The sequence below is a fragment of the Halomonas campaniensis genome (genome assembly GCF_014193375.1).
In the GTDB taxonomy this organism is placed as follows: Bacteria; Pseudomonadota; Gammaproteobacteria; order Pseudomonadales; family Halomonadaceae; genus Halomonas; species Halomonas campaniensis.
Genome location: NZ_JACHZF010000010.1, coordinates 141,323 through 159,611 on the forward strand (window position 1 = coordinate 141,323; position 18,289 = coordinate 159,611).

An 18,289-nucleotide genomic window follows, 5' to 3' on the forward strand; every position below is an offset into this window, starting at 1 on the left:
GCTGTGTGGGACGGTAACAAATGGTGCAGAAAGGGGGCGGGGGACGGCGCCGGGGCGCGCCGGACCCGGTTGCGGGGGACTTGCACCATGGTCGCATGGACCCGGCGAGGGCGGTCACTCCGGCCGGCGGCGGGGGCTCTTCTTGCGCGGGATGCCGAGGCGCTGGCGACGCTCCCACAGGGACTTGCGGCTGATACCGAGCTTCTGGGCGAGCTCGGTCTCGCTCATCTGGTCCTGGTGCTCCAGCACGAAATGCTGGAAGTAGTCCTCCAGGGAGAGGTCCTCCTCGGCGCCGTCGTCGGCCGCGCTGCCGGCCGCGCTGCCGGCCGACGGGCGCGGCGAGCCCGGGGCGGCGGGCGCCGGGCGGGGGGCGGGGGAGAGCCCCAGGTCGTCCGGGTGGATCAGGTGGCCCTCGGCCAGGATCACGCCGCGCTCCAGGGCGTTCTCCAGCTCGCGAACGTTGCCCGGCCAGGGGTAGTCGCGGATCTCGCGCCGCGCCGCGCGCGACAGCCGCAGCCCCTCGCGGTCGTGGCGCCGGCAGGCCTTCTCCAGCAGGACATCGGCGATGGTCAGCACGTCCTCGTCCCGGTCGCGCAGCGGCGGCAGGTCGATCTGCATCACGTTGAGGCGGTAGTAGAGGTCGAGGCGGAACTCGCCGGTCTTCGACAGGGCGCGCAGGTCGCGGTGGGTGGCGGCGATCAGGCGCACGTCGACGTGGCGGGTCTCCACCGAGCCGATCTTGCGGATCTCGCCCTCCTGCAGCACGCGCAGCAGCCGGGCCTGGGCGTCCAGCGGCAGCTCGCCGATCTCGTCGAGGAACAGCGTGCCGCCGTCGGCGGCCTCGACCAGGCCGGTACGGGCCGCGCTGGCGCCGGTGAAGGCGCCCTTCTCGTGGCCGAACAGCTCGGACTCGATCAGCGTCTCGGGGATCGCCGCGCAGTTCACGCAGATCAGCGGTGCGCGCGAGCGCTTGCTCTGCTGGTGGATGGCGCGGGCCACCAGCTCCTTGCCGGTGCCCGACTCGCCCTGGATGAGCACGGTGACGTCGGCCGGTGCCGTCTTGCGGATGCGCGTATAGACCAGCTGCATGGCCGGGCAGCTGCCGATCATCTGCTGGGCCTGGCCGCTCGGTTCGGTGATGTCTGGCGGTTCGGCCTGGCGCGAGGCCTGCAGGTGCAGTACCCGGGCCACGGTCTCGAGCAGCTCGTCGTGGTCGAAGGGCTTGGCCACGTAGTCCACCGCGCCCTGCTTCAGGGCGTCCACCGCCGAGCGCATGCTGGCGTAGCTGGTCATGATCAGCACCGGGACCGGGGCGGCGCGGGGGATCAGTTCGGTGCCCGGCTCGCCGGGCAGGCGCAGGTCGCTGATCACCAGGTCGAAGCGCTGCGGGTCCAGCTCCATTGCCTCGGCCACCGAGCCGGCCTCGCTGACCCGGTGGTCGTGGCGCTCCAGCAGGCGGCGCAGGGCGCTGCGAATGATGGCTTCGTCTTCAACGATCAGGATCCTGCTCATCGGGGTGTCTCACCCTCCTGTGGGTTCAGCGGCAGCCAGAGGCTGATGCGGGTGCCGCGGGCCTGGCCGGGCGGCGGCGAGTCGATCTCGATCTGGCCGTGGTGCTCGGCCACGATGCTGTAGACCAGCGGCAGCCCCAGCCCTGTTCCCTCGCCGGGCGGCTTGGTGGTGGTGAAGGGCTCGAAGAGGTGGTCGCGCACCCGCGGGTCGATGCCGTGCCCCTCGTCGGTGACGGTGACCCGCAGCCCGCCGTCCCGGGGCTCGCCCGCGATCACCACGCGCCCTCCCGGCTCGCTGGCGTCCCGGGCGTTGCCGAGCAGGTTGACCATCACCTGTAGCAGCCGCTGGGCGTCGCCCTCGACGCGGGGTTCGTCGGGACAGCGGTTGAGGAAGGCCACATCCTCTCCCGAGCGGGCGAGGTGGATCAAGTGAAGGGCCTCGTCGGTCACGGCCGCCATGGAGACCGGGCCGAAGGCCTGGCCGGTGACGTGTCGTCCGCCGTGGGCGAAGCCGACCAGCGAGGCGACGATCCGCGAGACCCGGTCGGTCAGCTGCTGGATCTGCGCGGCGGTCTCCAGCACCTCGGGGTCCTCGGTGTCGTAGCGCAGGTTCTGGGCCAGCGAGGAGATGCCGGTGATGGGGTTGCCGATCTCGTGGGCCACCCCGGCGGCCAACTGGCCGATGGAGGCGAGCCGCGCGGCATGCACCAGCTCATCCTCCAGCCACTTCATCTCGCTGTGGTCCTCGATCAGGATCACCTTGCCGCCCAGCTCGTCGTCGCCTCCCTCCAGCTCGGCCTTGTGCAGGCTGAGGTAGCGCAGCCCCCCCTCCAGGGTCACCGGCTGCTTGTAGAGGTGGTCCCGGGGCTCGGCGAGGATCTGGCCGAGCAGCTCCCCCCAGGGGGCCGGCAGGCTGTCGCGACGGGCGCCGATCACGCTCTCGCCGTCGATGCCGGTGAGCGCGGCCAGGGCGTCGTTCCACATCAGCAGCTCGCCATCGTCGCCGAAGGCGCACAGGCCCACCGGCAGGCGGGTCAGGGTGCGGCGGTGGTAGCGGCGCAGGCCGTCGAGCTCCCGGGCCAGGCCGGTGAGCCGCGAACGATAGGCCTCCAGGCGGCTCTCCACGAAGTGGATGTCCTCGGTGGCCTCGGGCCCGCCCTGGCGGTAGGGCAGGTAGCGGTCGACGATGTCCCGGGCCACCGAGGGCCCCATCAGGCCGGACAGGTTGGCCTGGAGCCGGTCGCGCAGCCGGCGCAGCGCATAGGGGCGGCCGTCCAGCGGCGAGAGCCCCAGGTCATCCAGGGCTCGGTCGACCTCGCGGATGGCGACCTCCTCGCCGAGCGCCCGCGCCAGGTGCCGCTTGAAGTCCTCGCCGGTGGCCGCCTCGAGGGGCAGGCGCTTGGGGCGGATCACCGCGTCCACCGAGCAGGCCTCGGCCGCGGCGCGCTCGCCCTCGGAGGTGCGGGTGGCCAGCGACACCAGGATGAGGACCAGCACGTTGGCGGCCAGCGAGACCAGGGTCACCACGTACCAGTCGGGCTCGCCGGCGAGGCCCTCGAGCCCCGGCGGGATGATCACCAGCGGAGGCAGCTCGGTGAGCAGCGGCCCCCACAGGCCCAGCAGCCAGACCAGCAGGCCCACGGCCAGCCCCGCGACCATGCCCTTGCGGTTGGCCCCCGGCCAGTAGAGCAGCGCCAGCAGCCCCGGCAGGCACTGGGACATGCCGACGAAGGCCGCCAGCCCCAGGGTGGTGAGGTCGTGGTGGACGCCGACGATGCGGTAGAAAAGCCAGCCGCCGAGGATCACCGCGGCGATCAGCATGCGCCGCAGCCACAGCAGCCAGCGGTAGAGGTCGGGCTGGGCCTCGGGCGGGTGGGCGACCAGCAGCACATGGTTGAGGATCATCCCCGACAGGGCCAGGGCGATCAGCACCATGGTGGCGCTGGCGGCGGCGAGGCCGGCGATGAAGGCCAGCGCCTGGACCCAGAGGGCGTCGGACAGGCCGTAGGCCAGGTAGGCCGTGCCCATCGCCTCCTGGGCGCCGAGGTGCTGGCCGGCCCACAGGATCAGCGGCACCGGGATCGCCATCAGCAGCAGGAACAGCGGCAGCGACCAGCTGGCCTGCAGCAGGGTGTGGCGGGAGAGGGTCTCGGCGAAGGTGATATGGAAGATGTGCGGCATCAGCAGGGCGGCGGCGAAGAACAGCAGCAGCAGGGTGCGCCAGTGGGCCGGGTCCGTCTGGATGACACTGGCCTGGTGGACCTGGCCGGGGCCGTCCAGCCAGGCCTGGAGGGCCATGGGGCCGTCGAAGATGCCGAATAGTGCGATGGCGCCCAGCCCCAGCATCGCCACCAGCTTGACCAGCGAGGAGAGGGCGATCACCGCCAGCAGGCTGTCGTGGCGGTCGTTCCGCCGCCCCTGGCGGGCACCGAAGAGCATCGCGAACAGCGCGATCATGGCGCAGAAGGCCAGCGCCAGCAGCGCCGGGGAGGCGGCACCGGTCATCAGGAAGATGGCGTTGCCCAGGGTCTGCACCTGCAGGGCCAGCAGCGGCAGCACCGCCAGCAGGCTGATCAGGGTGATCAGGGTGCCGACCCAGCGCGAGCGGAAGCGGAAGGCGAACAGGTCGGAGAGCGAGGCCAGCTGGTAGGTGCGGGTCATGCGCTGGATGGGCACCAGCAGCACCGGGGCGAGCAGGAAGGCGCCGGCCACCCCCAGGTAGTAGGCCAGGTAGCCGTAGCCCGAGGTGGAGGCGAGCTCCAGGCTGCCGTAGATCGCCCAGGCGCTGGCGTAGACCCCCAGCGCCAGGGTGTAGACCAGCGGGTGGCGGGTGATGCGCGTGGGAATCCAGCCGCGCTCCACCGCCAGGGCGCAGAGGAAGAGCACCAGCAGGAAGCCGGTGCCCAGGGCGAACACGGCGGCCAGGCTAGCGTTCATCGAGCTTCCTCTTTTGCTCCAGCCACAGGGTCAGGGCGATCAGCACGCCCCACAGCACGAAGGGCCGGTACCAGGCCACGCCGGGGCTGGCCCAGCCGCTCATCATCAGCGGCGAGAGCAGGTAACCCCCGAGCACCAGGAAGAGCATGATGCGGTAGACGTACATGGGGCCTCTCAGCGGGTCGGGAGGTCGTCCGGCTCGGCCGGACGGTGCGGATCGGGACGGATGCGCTCCGGGCGCCAGGCGGCGACGGCCCATGCCAGCTGCTCGGCCACCGGCGCCGTGGCCAGCTCCCGGGGCGGGGCCTGGTCGAGGGACGCCAGCGCCTGGTGGAGCAGCGGTCGCACCCGGGCATCCTCCAGCGGCAGCGGCGGGGCCAGGTTCTGCTTGGAGAGCTTCTGCCCGCCCTCGCCGATGATCAGCGGCAGGTGCAGGTAGCGCGGCGCCGGGAACCCCAGGGCGTGCTGCAGCTGCCGCTGCCAGGGGGTGTTGTCGAGCAGGTCGAAGCCGCGCACCACATCGGTGATGCCCTGGTCGGCGTCGTCCACCACCACGGCGAGCTGGTAGGCCCACAGGCCATCCTTGCGGCGGAGCACCACGTCACCGAGCTCGGCCGGGTCGAAGCGCTGCTCGCCGAACAGCCGATCCTGCCACACCACCGGGCGCAGGCCCAGGTCGCTGCGCAGCCGCCAGGCCACCGGCTTGCCGGGCTCGCGGACTCCGTCGCGGCACCAGCCGGGGTAGACGGCGTAGTCGCGCCACTGCCTGCGCGAGCAGCTGCAGGGGTAGGCCAGTCCCTGCTCGACCAGCCGCGCCAGGGCAGCCGCATAGGCGTCGTCGCGGTCGTGCTGCCAGAGCACCGGGCCGTCCCAGTGCAGGCCGAAGGCCTCGAGCTGGCGCTGGATCTCGTCGGCGGCCCCGGCCGGGCAGCGTGGCGGGTCGATGTCCTCGATGCGCAGCCGCCACTCGCCGCCCGCCTGGCGAGCGTCGAGGAAGCTGGCCAGCGCCGCCACCAGGGAGCCGACGTGCAGCGGGCCCGAGGGGGTGGGGGCGAAGCGGCCGCGGTAGCCACTCATGGGCGACTCCTGTGCCGGGCGTCAGACACGCAAACGGGCACCCAGGGGTGCCCGTCGCGGATGGCTGTCGGCCTCATCGGCATGGCCGACTCAGCCGCCCAGCTGCTTTTCCTTGAGCTCGGCCAGCGTCTTGCAGTCGACGCACAGCGTGGCGGTGGGTCGCGCCTCCAGGCGGCGGATCCCGATCTCGACGCCGCAGGCCTCGCAGAAGCCGTAGTCATCCTCGTCGATCTTCTCGAGGGTCTCGTTGATCTTCTTGAGCAGCTTGCGCTCGCGATCACGGGTGCGCAGCTCCAGGCTGAAGCCCTCCTCCTGGGTGGCGCGGTCGGCCGGGTCGGCGTAGTTGTTCGCTTCCTCCTGCAGGTGACGAACGGTGCGGTCCACCTCCTCCATGAGCTCCTGCTTCCAGCCCAGCAGGATCTGTCGGAAGTGCTCCAGCTGCTGCTCGTTCATGTACTCTTCACCCGCCGCCGGCTCGTAGGGGGTGAATTTCTTGGGCGCTTCCACTTTCTTGTCGGCTACTGGCATGGGACTGCCTCGTTACTTTAGTGACTGCTGATCAATACCCGCCGCGGTGCAAGGTATCTCACGCCAAAGGGATGCTTGTTTAGCGGAAAAAGCCTCGCGTTGCAACTCTGCGTGCCCGACTCCCTGCGTCATCACCACCAAAGTCGCTACAATGTCTCCCCCTATGACCGCGCGACGACGGAGAGTCTCCCGTCGCGTCAACCCTGATTGCCGACAGGAGCCCGTGCATGCCGTGGAGTTCGCGCATCGATCGCATCGCCCCCTTCCGGGTGATGAGCCTGCTGGAAACCGCCCAGGCCCGCGAGGCGGCCGGCCATGACGTCATCCACCTGGAGGTTGGCGAGCCCGACTTCCCCACACCCGAGCCGGTGGTGGCCGCCGGCCGGGAGGCACTGGCCGCGGGCCACACCCGCTACACGCCGGCGGCGGGGCTGCCGGCCCTGCGCGAGGCGATCGCCGGCCACTACGCGACGCACTTCGGCGCCGCGGTCGACCCGCGGCGCATCCTGGTCACCCCCGGGGCCTCCGGCGCCCTGCTGCTGGCCAGCCAGCTGCTGGCCGGCCCCGGCGACCGGGTGCTGATGGCCGACCCCAACTACCCCTGCAATCGCCACTTCATGGCCCTGGCCGGCGCCGAGGTGGACGCCGTTCCCGTGGGGCCGGCGAGCGGCTGGCAGCTGGATGCCGCGCTGGTCGCGGCGAACTGGCAGGAGGCCACCCGCCTGGCCATGCTGGCCACCCCCTCGAACCCCACCGGCCATATGCTCGATGCGGGTCAGCTCGCGGCCGTGGCCGAGACGGTGAAGGCCAGGGGCGGCCACCTGCTGGTGGACGAGATCTACCAGGGGCTCTGCTATGACCTCGCGCCGCTCTCGGTGGCGGCGATCACCCCGGACGCCTTCGTGGTCAACAGCTTCTCCAAGTACTTCGGCATGACCGGCTGGCGCCTGGGCTGGCTGCTGGCGCCGGAGGCGGCGGTGGAGCCGCTGACCCGCCTGGCCCAGAACGTCTTCCTGGCCGCCTCCACCCCGGCCCAGCATGCGGCGCTGGCGGCCTTCACGCCCGAGTGTCGGGAGCTCCTGGAGGCCCGGCGCGTCGAGCTCGGCCGGCGCCGTGACGCCCTGCTGGCGGGACTGGCACGGCTGGGGCTGGCGCCCTCGCTGCCGCCCCAGGGCGCCTTCTACCTGTGGCTCGACATCTCTCGCTACAGCGACGACAGCCAGGCCTTCTGCCGGCGCCTGCTCGAGGAGGAGAACGTGGCGATCACCCCGGGGATCGACTTCGCCCTGCAGGGCGGCGAGCACCACGTGCGGATCGCCTTCACCACCGGCATCGCCCGGCTCGAGGAGGCGGTGAGCCGCCTCGAGCGCTTCCTGGCCCGGCAGTAGGGGGCGGGATGGACTACCCCGAACTGGTGCCGGGCACCCTGCTGCGGCGCTACAAGCGCTTCCTCGCCGACGTGCGGCTCGACGACGGCCGCGAGGTGGTCGCCCACTGCCCCAACACCGGCTCGATGCGGGCGGTGAACGTGCCCGGTTGCCGGGTATGGCTCGCGCCCGGCGACAACCCGGCGCGCAAGCTGGCCTGGACCTGGGAGCTGATCGAGCTGCCCCAGCCCGGCGGTGTCCTGGCGACCGCCTCGGTGCATACCGGGCGAGCCAATCGCATCGTCGAGGAGGCGCTGCGCGAGCAGCGGGTGGCGACCCTGGCCGGCTACGCGACCCTCAGGCGCGAGGCGAAGGTGACGTCGGGAACGGGAAAGGCGTCGCGGCTGGATTTCCGCCTCGAGGCGCCCGGGCGCGCCACGGCCTTCGTCGAGGTGAAGCAGGTCACGCTCAGGGAGGCCGACGGGCACGGCTACTTCCCCGATGCGGTGAGCGAGCGGGGCAGGAAGCACCTGGAGGCGCTGGCCGAGCTGGTGGCCAGCGGGCGGCGGGCGGTGCTGCTGTTCTGCGTGGCCCACGAGGGGATACCGGACGTGGCCCCGGCGGCCCACCTGGACCCGGCCTATGCGGCGACCCTGCGCGAGGCGGCCGCGGCGGGCGTGGAGCTGCTGGCGCACCGCTGCGAGATCGTGCGGCGCGCCGGCCGGCCGGTGGCGATCCGCCTGGGCAAGGCGCTGCCGGTGGCGCTCGAGGGGTGCCTCGGCGCGGGCGGCGTGTCGGCCTGAGCGCCCCTGCCTTTCAGCTCCTATCTGTCGATGTAGAAGCGCTGGATGAAGCTGACCTGGGCCGGCGCCGCGTTGCGGTCGTGGCGCACCTCCAGGTCGAAGCGCATCGGCTCGTCCTCGTGGATGCGGAAGACCGCCACCTGGGAGGGGGTATCGCCGCTGCGCAGGGTACGGAAGCTGAGCGGCACGCTCTCGCTGGTGCTGGAAAGCCCACCGACGCTGCCGTTGACGGTGGCCGGCACCGCCCGGGTGGTGCCGTCCTCGAGTTCCTCGAGCACGCTGACGTTGAGCAGTGCCATCACCTGGCTGCGCTGGATGCCGTGCTCGCGGGCCACCGCCTCGGGAAGGAAGCTGGTGTTCACCGCGCTGTAGTGGATCTGGTAGCCGTCGTGGCGTTCGAACTGCTGGGCGGCCAGGGGGCCGGCCAGCAGCGCCAGCCCGCCCAGGAACAGGCCGTACAGGAGTCGTCGAGTCATCGTGAACCCTCTCGCTGCGGGATGCCGGGTCAGCCGCGGCTGACCCGGAAGATGGCGATCTCGCCGAACAGGTTGGGCCACAGCCGCGAGGTCCAGTGTCCCTCGTGGTCGCCGATGCCCACCTCCCGGTCGACGATGATCAGACCCTTGTCGCGGCAGAGTTGTTCAAAGTCGTTGAAGGTCGACAGGTGGATGTTGGGGGTGTCGTACCAGGCGTGGGGCAGCGACTTGGAGACCGGCATGTAGCCGCGGATGCCCAGGTGGACCCGGTGGCGCCAGTAGGCGAAGTTGGGGAAGGTGATGATCGCCTCGCCGGCGACACGCAGCATCTCGTCGAGCATGCGGTCGGGGCGGCGCAGCGCCTGCAGGGCCTGGGTCATCACCACCAGGTCGCAGGCATCGTCGTCGAAGTTGGCCAGCCCCTCGTCGAGGTTCTGCTCGATAACGTTGACGCCGCGGGCGATGCAGGCGGTGATGCCGTCCGGGTCGATCTCCAGGCCGTAGCCGCTGACGTTCTTGTCCCGGGCCAGGGCGGCCAGCAGGGTGCCGTCGCCGCAGGCCAGGTCGAGGATATGGGCCCCCTCGGGAATCCAGTCGTGGATCAGCGTGAGGTCGGCGCGCTTCATGGGCGGTCCTCCAGGCCGAGGTCCCGGGCGATGCGGGACATGAAGGCGGCGAACACCGCCTGGTAGCGGGGCTCGGGCATCAGGAAGGCGTCGTGGCCGTGGGTCGAGTCGATGTTGGCGTAGCTGACCGCCTTGCCGGCCCGCATCAGGGCATCCACCAGCTCCCGGGAGCGCGACGGCGGGAAGCGCCAGTCGGTGGTGAAGCTGACCACCAGGAAGGGGCACTCGGCCGGGGCCAGGGCGCGGGCCAGGTCGCCGCCGTGGACCGCGGCGGGGTCGAAGTAGTCCAGCGCCTTGGTCATCAGCAGGTAGGTGTTGGCATCGAAGGAGTTGGAGAAGGTGTCGCCCTGGTAGCGCAGGTAGGACTCCACCTGGAACTCCACGTCGTAGCCGAAGTTGAAGTCGTCGCTGCGCAGGTCGCGGCCGAACTTGTGGCCCATGGCGTCTTCGGAGAGGTAGGTGATGTGCCCCACCATGCGCGCCAGCTTGAGGCCGCGGCGCGGCACCTTGCCGTGCTCGGCGTACCAGCCGTCATGGAAGTCGGGGTCGGAGCGGATCGCCTGGCGCGCCACCTCGTTGAAGGCGATGTTCTGGGCCGACAGCTTGGGCGTGGCCGCGATCACTCCGGCGTTGGCGATGCGCTCGGGATAGGCCAGCGCCCACTGCAGCACCTGCATGCCCCCCAGGCTGCCGCCGATCACCGCGGCGAAGCGCTCGATCCCCAGCCGGTCGGCCAGGCGGGCCTGGCTGTGCACCCAGTCGCCCACCGTCATCATGGGGAAGTCCGGCCCCCACTGGCGGCCGCTCTCCGGGTTGCGGCTGATCGGCCCGGTGCTGCCGTGGCAACCGCCCAGGTTGTTCAGCGAGACCACGAAGAAGCGGTCGGTGTCGATGGACTTGCCGGGACCGATGTGGGCATCCCACCACCCCGGCTTGCGCTCGTCGGCATCGTGGTAGCCGGCGGCGTGGTGGTGCCCGGACAGGGCGTGACAGATCAGCACCGCGTTGGAGCGCTCGGCATTGAGCGTGCCGTAGGTCTCGTAGACGAGGTCGTAGGCCTGCAGCGTCCTGCCGCAGGCCAGGTCCAGGGGGTCGTCGAAGTGCGCCGTCTGGGGCGTCACCACGCCGACCGAGTCGCGCGGGAGCTCGGGCATCGGTCGTTCCGTGTCCAGTCGTTGCGTGAGGATCGTGTTCGGGTCACAGGCCGACCAGGGCACCGGCGATGCCGGCGGCGCGAGTCAGCGAGCCCACCACGATACCATCGATGAGGCTGATGGCGATGAACGCCACGATGGGCGACAGGTCGATCATGCCCAGCGGCGGGATCACCTTGCGCAGCGGCGCCATGATCGGCTCCACCAGCTGCATCACCAGCAGTGCGCCCGGATGGCTGGCGTTGGGGGCGACCCAGCTGAGGATGATCATCGCGATCAGGGCGAAGAAGTAGATCTTGAGGATGGCGTTGGCCAGTGCCGCCACCGCGCCGATGGCCACGCCGGCGATGGGGGCCATGCCGAAGCCGGCGATCTGCAGGATCACCACGATGCTGACCGCCTTGATCACGAAGCCGGCGGCCAGGGTGGCCAGGTCGAAGCGGCCCATCACCGGGCCCAGGAAGCCCTGGAAGGGGCGCACGACCGGCTGGGTGATCTTCACCACCGACTGGCTGATCGGGTTGTAGTAGTCCGCCCGGGATGCCTGCAGCAGGAAGCGCAGCATCAGCAGGAACAGGTAGATATTGATCAGGGTGTTGACCAGCAGCAGGCCGGCACTTCCCAGTTGGCTGCCCATAGGGCTCCTCCTCAGGGCTGGATAGAGAGAGTCTTCATGCCGCGTCCATCGGCGGTGCCATCACTTGCCGAGCTCGTCGGCCATCTCGCGGGCACGGGCGGCGCAGGCGTCCATGGCCTCGGCCATGGTGCGACGCAGGCCCGCCTCCTCCAGATGCTCGATGGCCCGCTCGGTGGTACCGCCGGGCGACATCACGTTGCGCTTGAGCTCGGCGGGGGGCTTGTCGCTGGCCATGGCCATCTTGGCGGCCCCGAAGGCGGTCTGCATGGCCAGCCGGCGGGCGGTCTCGGCGGGCAGGCCCAGCTTCACGCCGGCCTCCTCCATGGCCTCGAACATCAGGAAGAAGTAGGCCGGGGCGCTGCCGGAGACCGCGGTCACCGCCTCCAGCAGGGCCTCGTCGTCGACCCATTCGACCAGGCCCACGGCCTCCATCAGCTCGGTGGCGAGCCGGCGCTGCTCGTCGCTGACCTGGGCATTGGCGAAGAGCCCGGAGGCGCCGGCGCCCACCAGCGAGGGGGTGTTGGGCATGCAGCGCACCACCGGCAGGTCGCCGCCCAGCCAGCGGGCCAGCGTCTCCGCCGGCAGGCCGGCGGCCACCGAGATGATCAGCGGCCGGCGTCGCTGGATCACGCTGGCCATCCCCTCGCACACCTCGCGCATCACCTGAGGCTTCACCGCCAGTACCACCACATCGGCCTGACTGACCGCCGCGGCGTTGTCGGTGTTGGTGTGGATGCCATAGCGCTCGTGGATCGGCGCCAGGAAGGCGTCGCTGGGCGAGGTGGCGGTGATGGCGGAGGGAGAGAAGCCGTTGTCGATCATGCCCCCGATGATGGCGCCGGCCATGTTGCCCGCGCCGATGAAGGTGACTCTGGTGGCCATGGAATCTGTCCTGTGTCGGTCGACGAATGAGGCCGGCGGGGTTCACCGGCTTTCGGTGGTGGTCACGCTGGTGCGGTGCGCTCGCCGAAGATCGCGGTGCCCAGGCGCACCAGGGTGGCGCCCTCGAGCACGGCGGCCTCCAGGTCCGCGGTCATGCCCATCGAGAGGGTGTCGAGCGGCGCCTCGGGGAACCGCTCCCGGAGCGCCTCGAGGGCCTCGCGAAGGCGGGCGAAGGGCTCGCGCTGGGCGTCCCGCCCCTCGGCCGGCGCGGGGATCGCCATCAGCCCGCGCAGGCGGAGATGCGGCATCGCCAGCACGGCCTCCGCCAGCGCCGGCAGCTCCGCCAGGCTCACGCCCGACTTGGAGGCCTCATCGCTGATGTTGACCTGCAGGCAGACCTCCAGCGGCGGCAGTCCTTCGGGGCGTTGATCGTTCAGACGCCGGGCGATCTTCTCGCGGTCTACGCTATGTACCCAGGCGAAGTGTTCGGCCACGTCGCGGGTCTTGTTCGACTGCAGCGGGCCGATGAAATGCCAGACGACCCCGTCGAGGTCGGCCAGCTCGGCCTGCTTGTCCAGGGCCTCCTGGACGTAGTTCTCGCCGAAGTCACGCTGGCCGAGGTGCCAGACCTCGCGGATCATCGCCGCCGGCTTGGTCTTGCTGACGGCCAGCAGCCGGGCCGCCGAGGCGGGTCGCCCGGCATCGGCCAGGGCCGCGGCCAGGCGGGCGCGAGCCGCGGCGAGGGACTCGGAAAGTATCAGGGCCTTCATGTCGCAAGGTCTGTCATACTAATCATCACAGAAGGGCACCAATTCGGGAGCAGGGAAAACGCATGGATATTACCGAACTGCTGGCGTTCTCGGCAAAGCAGAACGCCTCCGACCTCCATCTCTCGGCGGGCCTGCCGCCGATGATTCGCGTGGACGGCGATATCCGCCGGCTCAACGTGCCGGCCATGGAGGACCGCGAGGTTCGCAAGCTGATCTACGACATCATGGCCGATCGACAGCGCCGCGACTACGAGGAGTTCTTCGAGACCGACTTCTCCTTCGAGGTGCCCGGGGTGTCGCGCTTCCGTGTCAACGTGTTCAACCAGGCGCGCGGTGCCGGGGCGGTGTTCCGTACCATTCCCTCCGAGGTGCTGACCCTGGAGGACCTGGGCCTCGGCACCGTCTTCCGCCAGCTCTCGATGCTGCCGCGGGGGCTGGTGCTGGTCACCGGCCCTACCGGCTCGGGCAAGAGCACCACGCTGGCGGCGATGATCGACTACATCAACGACAACCGCTACGAGCACATCCTGACCATCGAGGATCCGGTGGAATTCGTCCACCGCAGCAAGCGCTGCCTGATCAACCAGCGCGAGGTGCATCGCGATACCCACGGCTTCGCCCCGGCGCTGCGCAGTGCCCTGCGCGAGGACCCGGACGTGATCCTGGTCGGCGAACTGCGCGACCTGGAGACCATCCGGCTGGCGCTGACCGCGGCCGAGACCGGCCACCTGGTGTTCGGCACCCTGCACACCACCTCCGCCGCCAAGACCATCGACCGGATCATCGACGTCTTCCCCGGCGAGGAAAAGTCCATGGTGCGCTCGATGCTTTCGGAGTCGCTGCAGGCGGTGATTTCCCAGACGCTGCTCAAGCGCATGGGCGGCGGGCGCGTGGCCGCCCACGAGATCCTCATCGCCACCGCGGCGGTGCGCAACCTGATCCGCGAGGACAAGGTCGCGCAGATCTACTCCGCCATCCAGACCGGCGGCAACCTGGGCATGCAGACCCTGGATGCCTCCCTGGCCAAGCTGGTGGCCGACAACGTGGTGGCGCGTGACGAGGCGCAGGCCAAGGCCAAGGGCGTGCTGGCGAGCTGAGCTCGCCTGCGTGACAGGGAACAACCGGCAAGAGGAGCAGGGACATGACGGCGAAAGAGTGGCTCTACCAGCTGCTGGACATCATGGTGCAGAAGGAGGCCTCGGATCTGCTGATCTCGGTGGGGGCGCCGCCGACCTTGAAGATGGCCGGCAAGCTCACCCCGCTGGGCGACCAGGGGCTCTCCGTGGCCCAGGTCGACGAGCTGGTCAGCGCGTCGATCCCGGACGTGGTGATGGAGCGCTTCCAGGTCGAGCGCGAGGCCAACTTCGCGCTGAGCCTGAAGGACAAGGGGCGCTTTCGTGTGAGCGCCTTCCAGCAGCGCAACCAGAAGGCGATGGTGATTCGTCGCATCGCCTTCGAGATCCCCCATCTGGAGGAGCTGTCGCTGCCCTCCGTGCTGGGCGAGCTGGCCAACAACAAGCGCGGCCTGGTGTTCGTGGTGGGCGGTACCGGCACCGGCAAGTCGACCACCCTGGCGTCGATGATCCAGCAGCGCAACGAGACCCTGGGCGGACATATCATCAGCGTCGAGGACCCCATCGAGTACGTGCACCCGCACAAGAAGGCGATCATCAACCAGCGCGAGGTGGGGATCGACACCGACTCCTTCGAGGTGGCACTGAAGAACACCCTGCGCCAGGCCCCGGACGTGATCCTGATCGGCGAGATCCGGACCCGGGAGACCATGGAGCATGCGCTGACCTTCGCCGAGACCGGCCACCTCTGCCTGGCCACCCTGCACGCCAACAATGCCAACCAGGCACTGGACCGCATCATCCACTTCTTCCCCCACGAGCGGCACGAGCAGATCTGGCTCGACCTGTCGCTCAACCTCCGGGCGATCGTCGCCCAGCAGCTGCTGCCCACCGTGGACGGCGGGCGCTGCCCGGCCATCGAGATCATGCTCAAGTCGCCGCTGATCGGCGACCTGGTGCGCAAGGGCGAGGTCAACGAGATCAAGAACGTGATGTCCCGATCCCGGGACCTGGGCATGCAGACCTTCGACCAGGCGCTGTACGACCTCTTCAGGGCGGGCAAGATCACCGAGGAGGTGGCGCTGGTGCATGCTGACTCGGCCAATGACCTGCGCATGATGATCAAGTACGGCGACGAGGGCAGCGAGGGGCTGACCCAGGCCCGCGAGGCGGCCAGCCACCTCTCGCTGCGCCGCGACGACGACTTCTAGGGCTCCCTCAGGGGGCGTAGACGCCCCCCAGCACGCGGGGCCCGGCGGCGCCGGTCACCGACGGCAGGTTGCCGGGCAGTCCGGCCAGCCGTCGCCAGGCCAGCCAGGCGAAGGCGCCTGCCTCCAGCCAGTCGGCGGGCCAGCCCCACGCGTCGCTCTCCGCCAGGCGCGCCTCCGGCAGGCGCGCGGCCAGCCGGCGCAGCAGGTCGGCGTTGTGGGCCCCGCCCCCGCAGGGAATCAGCGCCGCGACCGGCGGTGCATCGAGCCGCTCCCTCGCCATCTCCACTGCCAGCATCACGCTGGTCGCCGTCAGCTCGGCCAGGGTGGCCTGCACGTCCTCGGGGGCCTCCTCGCCCGTCAGCCGCGCCTCCAGCCACGCCATGTGGAAGAGCTCTCGCCCGGTACTGCGCGGCGGTGGCAGGTGGAAGAAGGGCTCGGCGAGAAGCTGCTGCAGCAGCGCCGCGTCGACCCGCCCCGAGGCCGCCCAGGCGCCGTCGGTATCGAAGCGGCCGCCGCGGTGGCGGGCGTGCCAGGCGTCCAGCAGGGCGTTGGCCGGCCCGGAGTCGAAGCCCAGGGGCGCGCGCGGGTCCTCCGCCGGAGGCAGCAGGGTCAGGTTGGCGAAGCCCCCCAGGTTGAGCACCAGGCGCCACTCGCCGGCGGCTCGGAACAGCGCCTCGTGGAAGGCGGGCGCCAGGGGCGCGGCCTGGCCGCCGGCGGCCAGGTCCCGGCGACGGAAGTCGGCCACGACACGGCAGCCGGTCAGCTCGGCCAGCCGGCTGGGGTTGTCCAGCTGCAGGGTGTAGGCCGGGCCGCCCTGGTGGCCACCGGGGGCATGCTCGATGGTCTGGCCGTGGCTGCCGATGGCGGAGATCGCCTCCCGCGGCGTGTCGCTGGCCGCGAGCAGGGCCGCCACGGCCTCGGCCTGCAGGCGGCAGAAGGCCTCCTCGGCAGCGGCCAGCTCGGCAAAGCTGGCGCGCTCGGCATGGCAGAGTGCCCATAGCCGTTGGCGCAGTCCCTCGGGCATCGGCGCCGCCTGGGTGGCCAGGAGCCGGGGCGGGGCCGCGCCAGGGGGGCTGGCGATTTCCACCAGGGCCGCGTCGATGCCGTCCAGGCTGGTGCCGGACATCAGGCCGATGAACAGGGGCATGGGTCCTCCCGGGTGATGCGGCGTCACCGCGCGCCGTCGAGTCATGCTACCATCCTGCCCCATTCGTTGGGCCCATCACGGGTCCCGCCCACCCTAATTCTGTGGAGTAGGAGACGATGAGCGATGTGGCGAGCGCGCTGGCGCTGCTGAAGCGAGGCACCCAGGAGATCCTGCTTGAGGAGGAGCTGGTGAAGAAGCTCGAGTCCGGGCGCAAGCTGCGGATCAAGGCGGGCTTCGACCCCACGGCGCCGGACCTCCACCTGGGTCACAGTGTGCTGCTGACCAAGATGCGCCAGTTTCAGGACCTCGGCCACGAGGTGATCTTCCTGATCGGGGACTTCACCGGCCGCATCGGTGATCCCACCGGCAAGAACGTCACTCGCAAGCCGCTCACCGAGGAGGAGGTCCGCGCCAACGCCCAGACATACAAGGAGCAGGTCTTCAAGATCCTCGACCCCGAGAAGACCGAGGTGCGCTTCAATGCCGAGTGGTTCTCCGCGATGAGCGCCGCCGACATGATCGAGCTGGCCGGCCAGAGCACCGTGGCCCGCATGCTCGAGCGCGACGACTTCGACAAGCGCTACCGGTCGGGTCAGCCCATCTCCCTCCACGAGTTCCTCTATCCGCTGGTGCAGGGCTACGACTCCGTGGCGCTCGAGGCCGACGTCGAGCTGGGCGGCACCGACCAGAAGTTCAACCTGCTGATGGGGCGCGAGATCCAGAAGCACTTCCGCATGGAACCCCAGGTGGTGATCACCATGCCGCTGCTGGAAGGCCTCGACGGCGTGCAGAAGATGTCCAAGTCGCTGGGCAATTACGTGGGTGTCGATGAGGCGCCGGGCGCCATGTTCAACAAGCTGGTGTCGATGCCCGACAGCCTGATGTGGCGCTACTTCGAGCTGCTCTCCCTCAAGCCCAACGAGGAGATCGAGGCGCTCAAGCGCGATGTCGAGGCGGGTGCCAACCCCCGCGATACCAAGATGGAGCTGGCCCGCGAGCTGATCGCCCGTTACCACGGGGAAGAGGCGGCCGCCAACGCCCATCGCTCTGCCGGCAACCAGCTGGCCGAGGGCGAGCTGCCCGAGGACCTGCCCGAGGTGGAGGTGGACTTCGAGGGCAGCGACCAGGCACCCATCGCGGCGGTGCTCAACCGCTCGGGGCTGACCAGCAACAGCGCCCAGGCCAAGGACATGCTCGGCAACGGCCGGGTCAAGGTGGACGGCGAGGTGGTCGAGCGCGACCACCTGCTCGCCACCGGCAATAGCTACGTCATCCAGGCGGGCAAGAAGCGCTATGCCCGGGTGACGCTCAAGTAGTCGGAGATGACCCGGCTGGCCCTGGCCAGTGGATGCTGCGCCCGCCCAAGTGCGGGCGCAGTCGTGTCGGGACTCCACTCGCCCTCTCCGAAGGCGACTCTCACCCACCCATCTGTTTATCCACAGCCCCCGGGCGCCAGGCGCTGTGGATAGCCCGGGGCGGCACGCTGGCGCAACGGTTTCCCCGTTCTGCCACCGTCCTGAAGTTTTTTTACCGGAAGGGCTTGCGGGGTCCCGGGGAAGTCCGTAAAGTACGCATCCGCTGCCGGCGACGGGCAACGTTGCAGGCGGTAAAAGGTGGGAGAAGTGGTTGTTCTGCTTGGGGTTTTCGAAAACGCCTCGCTTGACAGTCACCACGGATTCGGTAGAATGCGTCCCACACGAATCGCAGCCACCTCGACGGGGTGGGGCGGTCGGCAGCCACGGCAAGTTCGCTTCGCCAGCCCCTGCTTGACACGCTGAAGCGAATCGGTAGAATACGCCTTCCTCGCAGGGCGCTGGCGAGGCCCGCCGGATCATGGATCCGCGGCCACGACAGCAAGCGAGACGCTCCGCTCCTTTCATCGAGCCCGGAGCCGCTCTTTAACAATCGATCAGGTAATTCATGTGGGCGCTTGTCGATGTGTCGGTGACCAGTCACTGAAACATCAAGGCAAGCGACTCGTCAAAGGCCTTCGGGTCTTTTTGAGAACGTTTGAACCTTGAGCCAAGTTTGGTCCGCTTCCTTCATTGAAGGGTAAGGACTATATGATCTTAAACTGAAGAGTTTGATCA

The 18,289-nt window shown here is 69.9% G+C and carries 17 protein-coding genes; 5 read left to right on the plus strand and 12 right to left on the minus strand.

Annotation, left to right across the window (positions count from 1 at the left end; all coding sequences use genetic code 11):
- Nucleotides 1-114: 114 nt before the first annotated feature.
- The 5 genes from BDK63_RS08655 to dksA all read right to left on the minus strand — a co-directional run bounded on the left by BDK63_RS08655 (nucleotide 115) and on the right by dksA (nucleotide 6,053).
- Nucleotides 115-1,512, minus strand: coding sequence for a sigma-54-dependent transcriptional regulator (locus BDK63_RS08655; protein WP_183330967.1), 1,398 nt, complete (start codon nucleotides 1,510-1,512; stop codon nucleotides 115-117).
- On the minus strand, nucleotides 1,509-4,448 hold the full coding sequence (locus BDK63_RS08660; RefSeq protein ID WP_183330968.1) for an ATP-binding protein: 2,940 nt from the start codon (nucleotides 4,446-4,448) through the stop codon (nucleotides 1,509-1,511). The genes BDK63_RS08655 and BDK63_RS08660 overlap by 4 nt, the downstream gene beginning before the upstream one ends.
- Nucleotides 4,438-4,614, minus strand: a complete 177-nt coding sequence (locus BDK63_RS08665) for a hypothetical protein (protein WP_183330969.1) — start codon at nucleotides 4,612-4,614, stop codon at nucleotides 4,438-4,440. The genes BDK63_RS08660 and BDK63_RS08665 overlap by 11 nt, the downstream gene beginning before the upstream one ends.
- A gap of 8 nt (nucleotides 4,615-4,622) precedes the next feature.
- A complete protein-coding gene (gene gluQRS, locus BDK63_RS08670) occupies nucleotides 4,623-5,525 on the minus strand; it encodes a tRNA glutamyl-Q(34) synthetase GluQRS (RefSeq protein WP_183330970.1) in 903 nt (300 codons plus the stop codon).
- A 90-nt stretch (nucleotides 5,526-5,615) separates the two neighbouring features.
- Nucleotides 5,616-6,053 carry an RNA polymerase-binding protein DksA gene (dksA, locus tag BDK63_RS08675; protein ID WP_183330971.1) on the minus strand — a complete coding sequence of 146 codons (438 nt, stop codon included), beginning with the start codon at nucleotides 6,051-6,053 and terminating at the stop codon, nucleotides 5,616-5,618.
- A gap of 227 nt (nucleotides 6,054-6,280) precedes the next feature.
- Between dksA and BDK63_RS08680 the strand changes: the two genes are divergently transcribed.
- Both BDK63_RS08680 and sfsA read left to right on the plus strand, forming a co-directional pair.
- On the plus strand, nucleotides 6,281-7,441 hold the full coding sequence (locus tag BDK63_RS08680; RefSeq protein ID WP_183330972.1) for a pyridoxal phosphate-dependent aminotransferase: 1,161 nt from the start codon (nucleotides 6,281-6,283) through the stop codon (nucleotides 7,439-7,441).
- A gap of 8 nt (nucleotides 7,442-7,449) precedes the next feature.
- Entirely contained in the window at nucleotides 7,450-8,223 is a 774-nt protein-coding gene (gene sfsA, locus BDK63_RS08685) for a DNA/RNA nuclease SfsA (protein WP_183330973.1), read from the plus strand.
- 20 nt (nucleotides 8,224-8,243) lie between these two features.
- Here sfsA and BDK63_RS08690 read toward each other — a convergent pair whose 3' ends face one another.
- The 6 genes from BDK63_RS08690 to BDK63_RS08715 form a co-directional block, all read right to left on the minus strand.
- Nucleotides 8,244-8,699 (minus strand): DUF4426 domain-containing protein, encoded by a 456-nt coding sequence (locus BDK63_RS08690; RefSeq protein WP_183330974.1) that lies wholly within the window; start codon nucleotides 8,697-8,699, stop codon nucleotides 8,244-8,246.
- A 29-nt stretch (nucleotides 8,700-8,728) separates the two neighbouring features.
- Nucleotides 8,729-9,325: a methionine biosynthesis protein MetW gene (gene metW / locus BDK63_RS08695; RefSeq protein ID WP_183330975.1), complete on the minus strand. Its 597-nt coding sequence runs from the start codon at nucleotides 9,323-9,325 to the stop codon at nucleotides 8,729-8,731.
- On the minus strand, nucleotides 9,322-10,479 hold the full coding sequence (gene metX, locus BDK63_RS08700; protein WP_183330976.1) for a homoserine O-succinyltransferase MetX: 1,158 nt from the start codon (nucleotides 10,477-10,479) through the stop codon (nucleotides 9,322-9,324). Before metX ends, metW begins: the two co-directional genes overlap by 4 nt.
- A 43-nt stretch (nucleotides 10,480-10,522) precedes the next feature.
- On the minus strand, nucleotides 10,523-11,116 hold the full coding sequence (locus BDK63_RS08705; RefSeq protein WP_183330977.1) for a YggT family protein: 594 nt from the start codon (nucleotides 11,114-11,116) through the stop codon (nucleotides 10,523-10,525).
- A gap of 60 nt (nucleotides 11,117-11,176) precedes the next feature.
- Entirely contained in the window at nucleotides 11,177-11,998 is an 822-nt protein-coding gene (gene proC, locus BDK63_RS08710) for a pyrroline-5-carboxylate reductase (protein WP_183330978.1), read from the minus strand.
- 62 nt (nucleotides 11,999-12,060) lie between these two features.
- Complete coding sequence (locus BDK63_RS08715) at nucleotides 12,061-12,768, minus strand: YggS family pyridoxal phosphate-dependent enzyme (protein WP_183330979.1); 708 nt, start codon at nucleotides 12,766-12,768, stop codon at nucleotides 12,061-12,063.
- A 62-nt stretch (nucleotides 12,769-12,830) separates the two neighbouring features.
- Between BDK63_RS08715 and BDK63_RS08720 the strand changes: the two genes are divergently transcribed.
- Entirely contained in the window at nucleotides 12,831-13,865 is a 1,035-nt protein-coding gene (locus BDK63_RS08720; protein WP_183330980.1) for a type IV pilus twitching motility protein PilT, read from the plus strand.
- 44 nt (nucleotides 13,866-13,909) lie between these two features.
- Nucleotides 13,910-15,052, plus strand: coding sequence for a PilT/PilU family type 4a pilus ATPase (locus tag BDK63_RS08725; RefSeq protein WP_183330981.1), 1,143 nt, complete (start codon nucleotides 13,910-13,912; stop codon nucleotides 15,050-15,052).
- Between the two features lie 7 nt (nucleotides 15,053-15,059).
- Here BDK63_RS08725 and BDK63_RS08730 read toward each other — a convergent pair whose 3' ends face one another.
- Entirely contained in the window at nucleotides 15,060-16,199 is a 1,140-nt protein-coding gene (locus BDK63_RS08730; RefSeq protein WP_183330982.1) for an anhydro-N-acetylmuramic acid kinase, read from the minus strand.
- A gap of 116 nt (nucleotides 16,200-16,315) precedes the next feature.
- On the opposite strand from BDK63_RS08730, the gene tyrS reads away from it, so the two are divergent.
- Entirely contained in the window at nucleotides 16,316-17,515 is a 1,200-nt protein-coding gene (gene tyrS / locus BDK63_RS08735; protein ID WP_183330983.1) for a tyrosine--tRNA ligase, read from the plus strand.
- Nucleotides 17,516-18,289 lie beyond the last annotated feature (774 nt).

Bases quoted from the DNA above. Each gene is read 5' to 3' on its own strand.
- gluQRS (WP_183330970.1), bottom strand. From the start codon at position 5,525: ATGAGTGGCTACCGCGGCCGCTTCGCCCCCACCCCCTCGGGCCCGCTG.
- BDK63_RS08690 (WP_183330974.1), bottom strand. From the start codon at position 8,699: ATGACTCGACGACTCCTGTACGGCCTGTTCCTGGGCGGGCTGGCGCTG.
- BDK63_RS08720 (WP_183330980.1), top strand. From the start codon at position 12,831: ATGGATATTACCGAACTGCTGGCGTTCTCGGCAAAGCAGAACGCCTCC.
- BDK63_RS08680 (WP_183330972.1), top strand. From the start codon at position 6,281: ATGCCGTGGAGTTCGCGCATCGATCGCATCGCCCCCTTCCGGGTGATG.
- BDK63_RS08715 (WP_183330979.1), bottom strand. From the start codon at position 12,768: ATGAAGGCCCTGATACTTTCCGAGTCCCTCGCCGCGGCTCGCGCCCGC.
- dksA (WP_183330971.1), bottom strand. From the start codon at position 6,053: ATGCCAGTAGCCGACAAGAAAGTGGAAGCGCCCAAGAAATTCACCCCC.
- BDK63_RS08655 (WP_183330967.1), bottom strand. From the start codon at position 1,512: ATGAGCAGGATCCTGATCGTTGAAGACGAAGCCATCATTCGCAGCGCC.
- BDK63_RS08705 (WP_183330977.1), bottom strand. From the start codon at position 11,116: ATGGGCAGCCAACTGGGAAGTGCCGGCCTGCTGCTGGTCAACACCCTG.
- metW (WP_183330975.1), bottom strand. From the start codon at position 9,325: ATGAAGCGCGCCGACCTCACGCTGATCCACGACTGGATTCCCGAGGGG.
- BDK63_RS08660 (WP_183330968.1), bottom strand. From the start codon at position 4,448: ATGAACGCTAGCCTGGCCGCCGTGTTCGCCCTGGGCACCGGCTTCCTG.
- sfsA (WP_183330973.1), top strand. From the start codon at position 7,450: ATGGACTACCCCGAACTGGTGCCGGGCACCCTGCTGCGGCGCTACAAG.
- metX (WP_183330976.1), bottom strand. From the start codon at position 10,479: ATGCCCGAGCTCCCGCGCGACTCGGTCGGCGTGGTGACGCCCCAGACG.
- proC (WP_183330978.1), bottom strand. From the start codon at position 11,998: ATGGCCACCAGAGTCACCTTCATCGGCGCGGGCAACATGGCCGGCGCC.
- BDK63_RS08725 (WP_183330981.1), top strand. From the start codon at position 13,910: ATGACGGCGAAAGAGTGGCTCTACCAGCTGCTGGACATCATGGTGCAG.
- BDK63_RS08665 (WP_183330969.1), bottom strand. From the start codon at position 4,614: ATGTACGTCTACCGCATCATGCTCTTCCTGGTGCTCGGGGGTTACCTG.
- tyrS (WP_183330983.1), top strand. From the start codon at position 16,316: ATGAGCGATGTGGCGAGCGCGCTGGCGCTGCTGAAGCGAGGCACCCAG.
- BDK63_RS08730 (WP_183330982.1), bottom strand. From the start codon at position 16,199: ATGCCCCTGTTCATCGGCCTGATGTCCGGCACCAGCCTGGACGGCATC.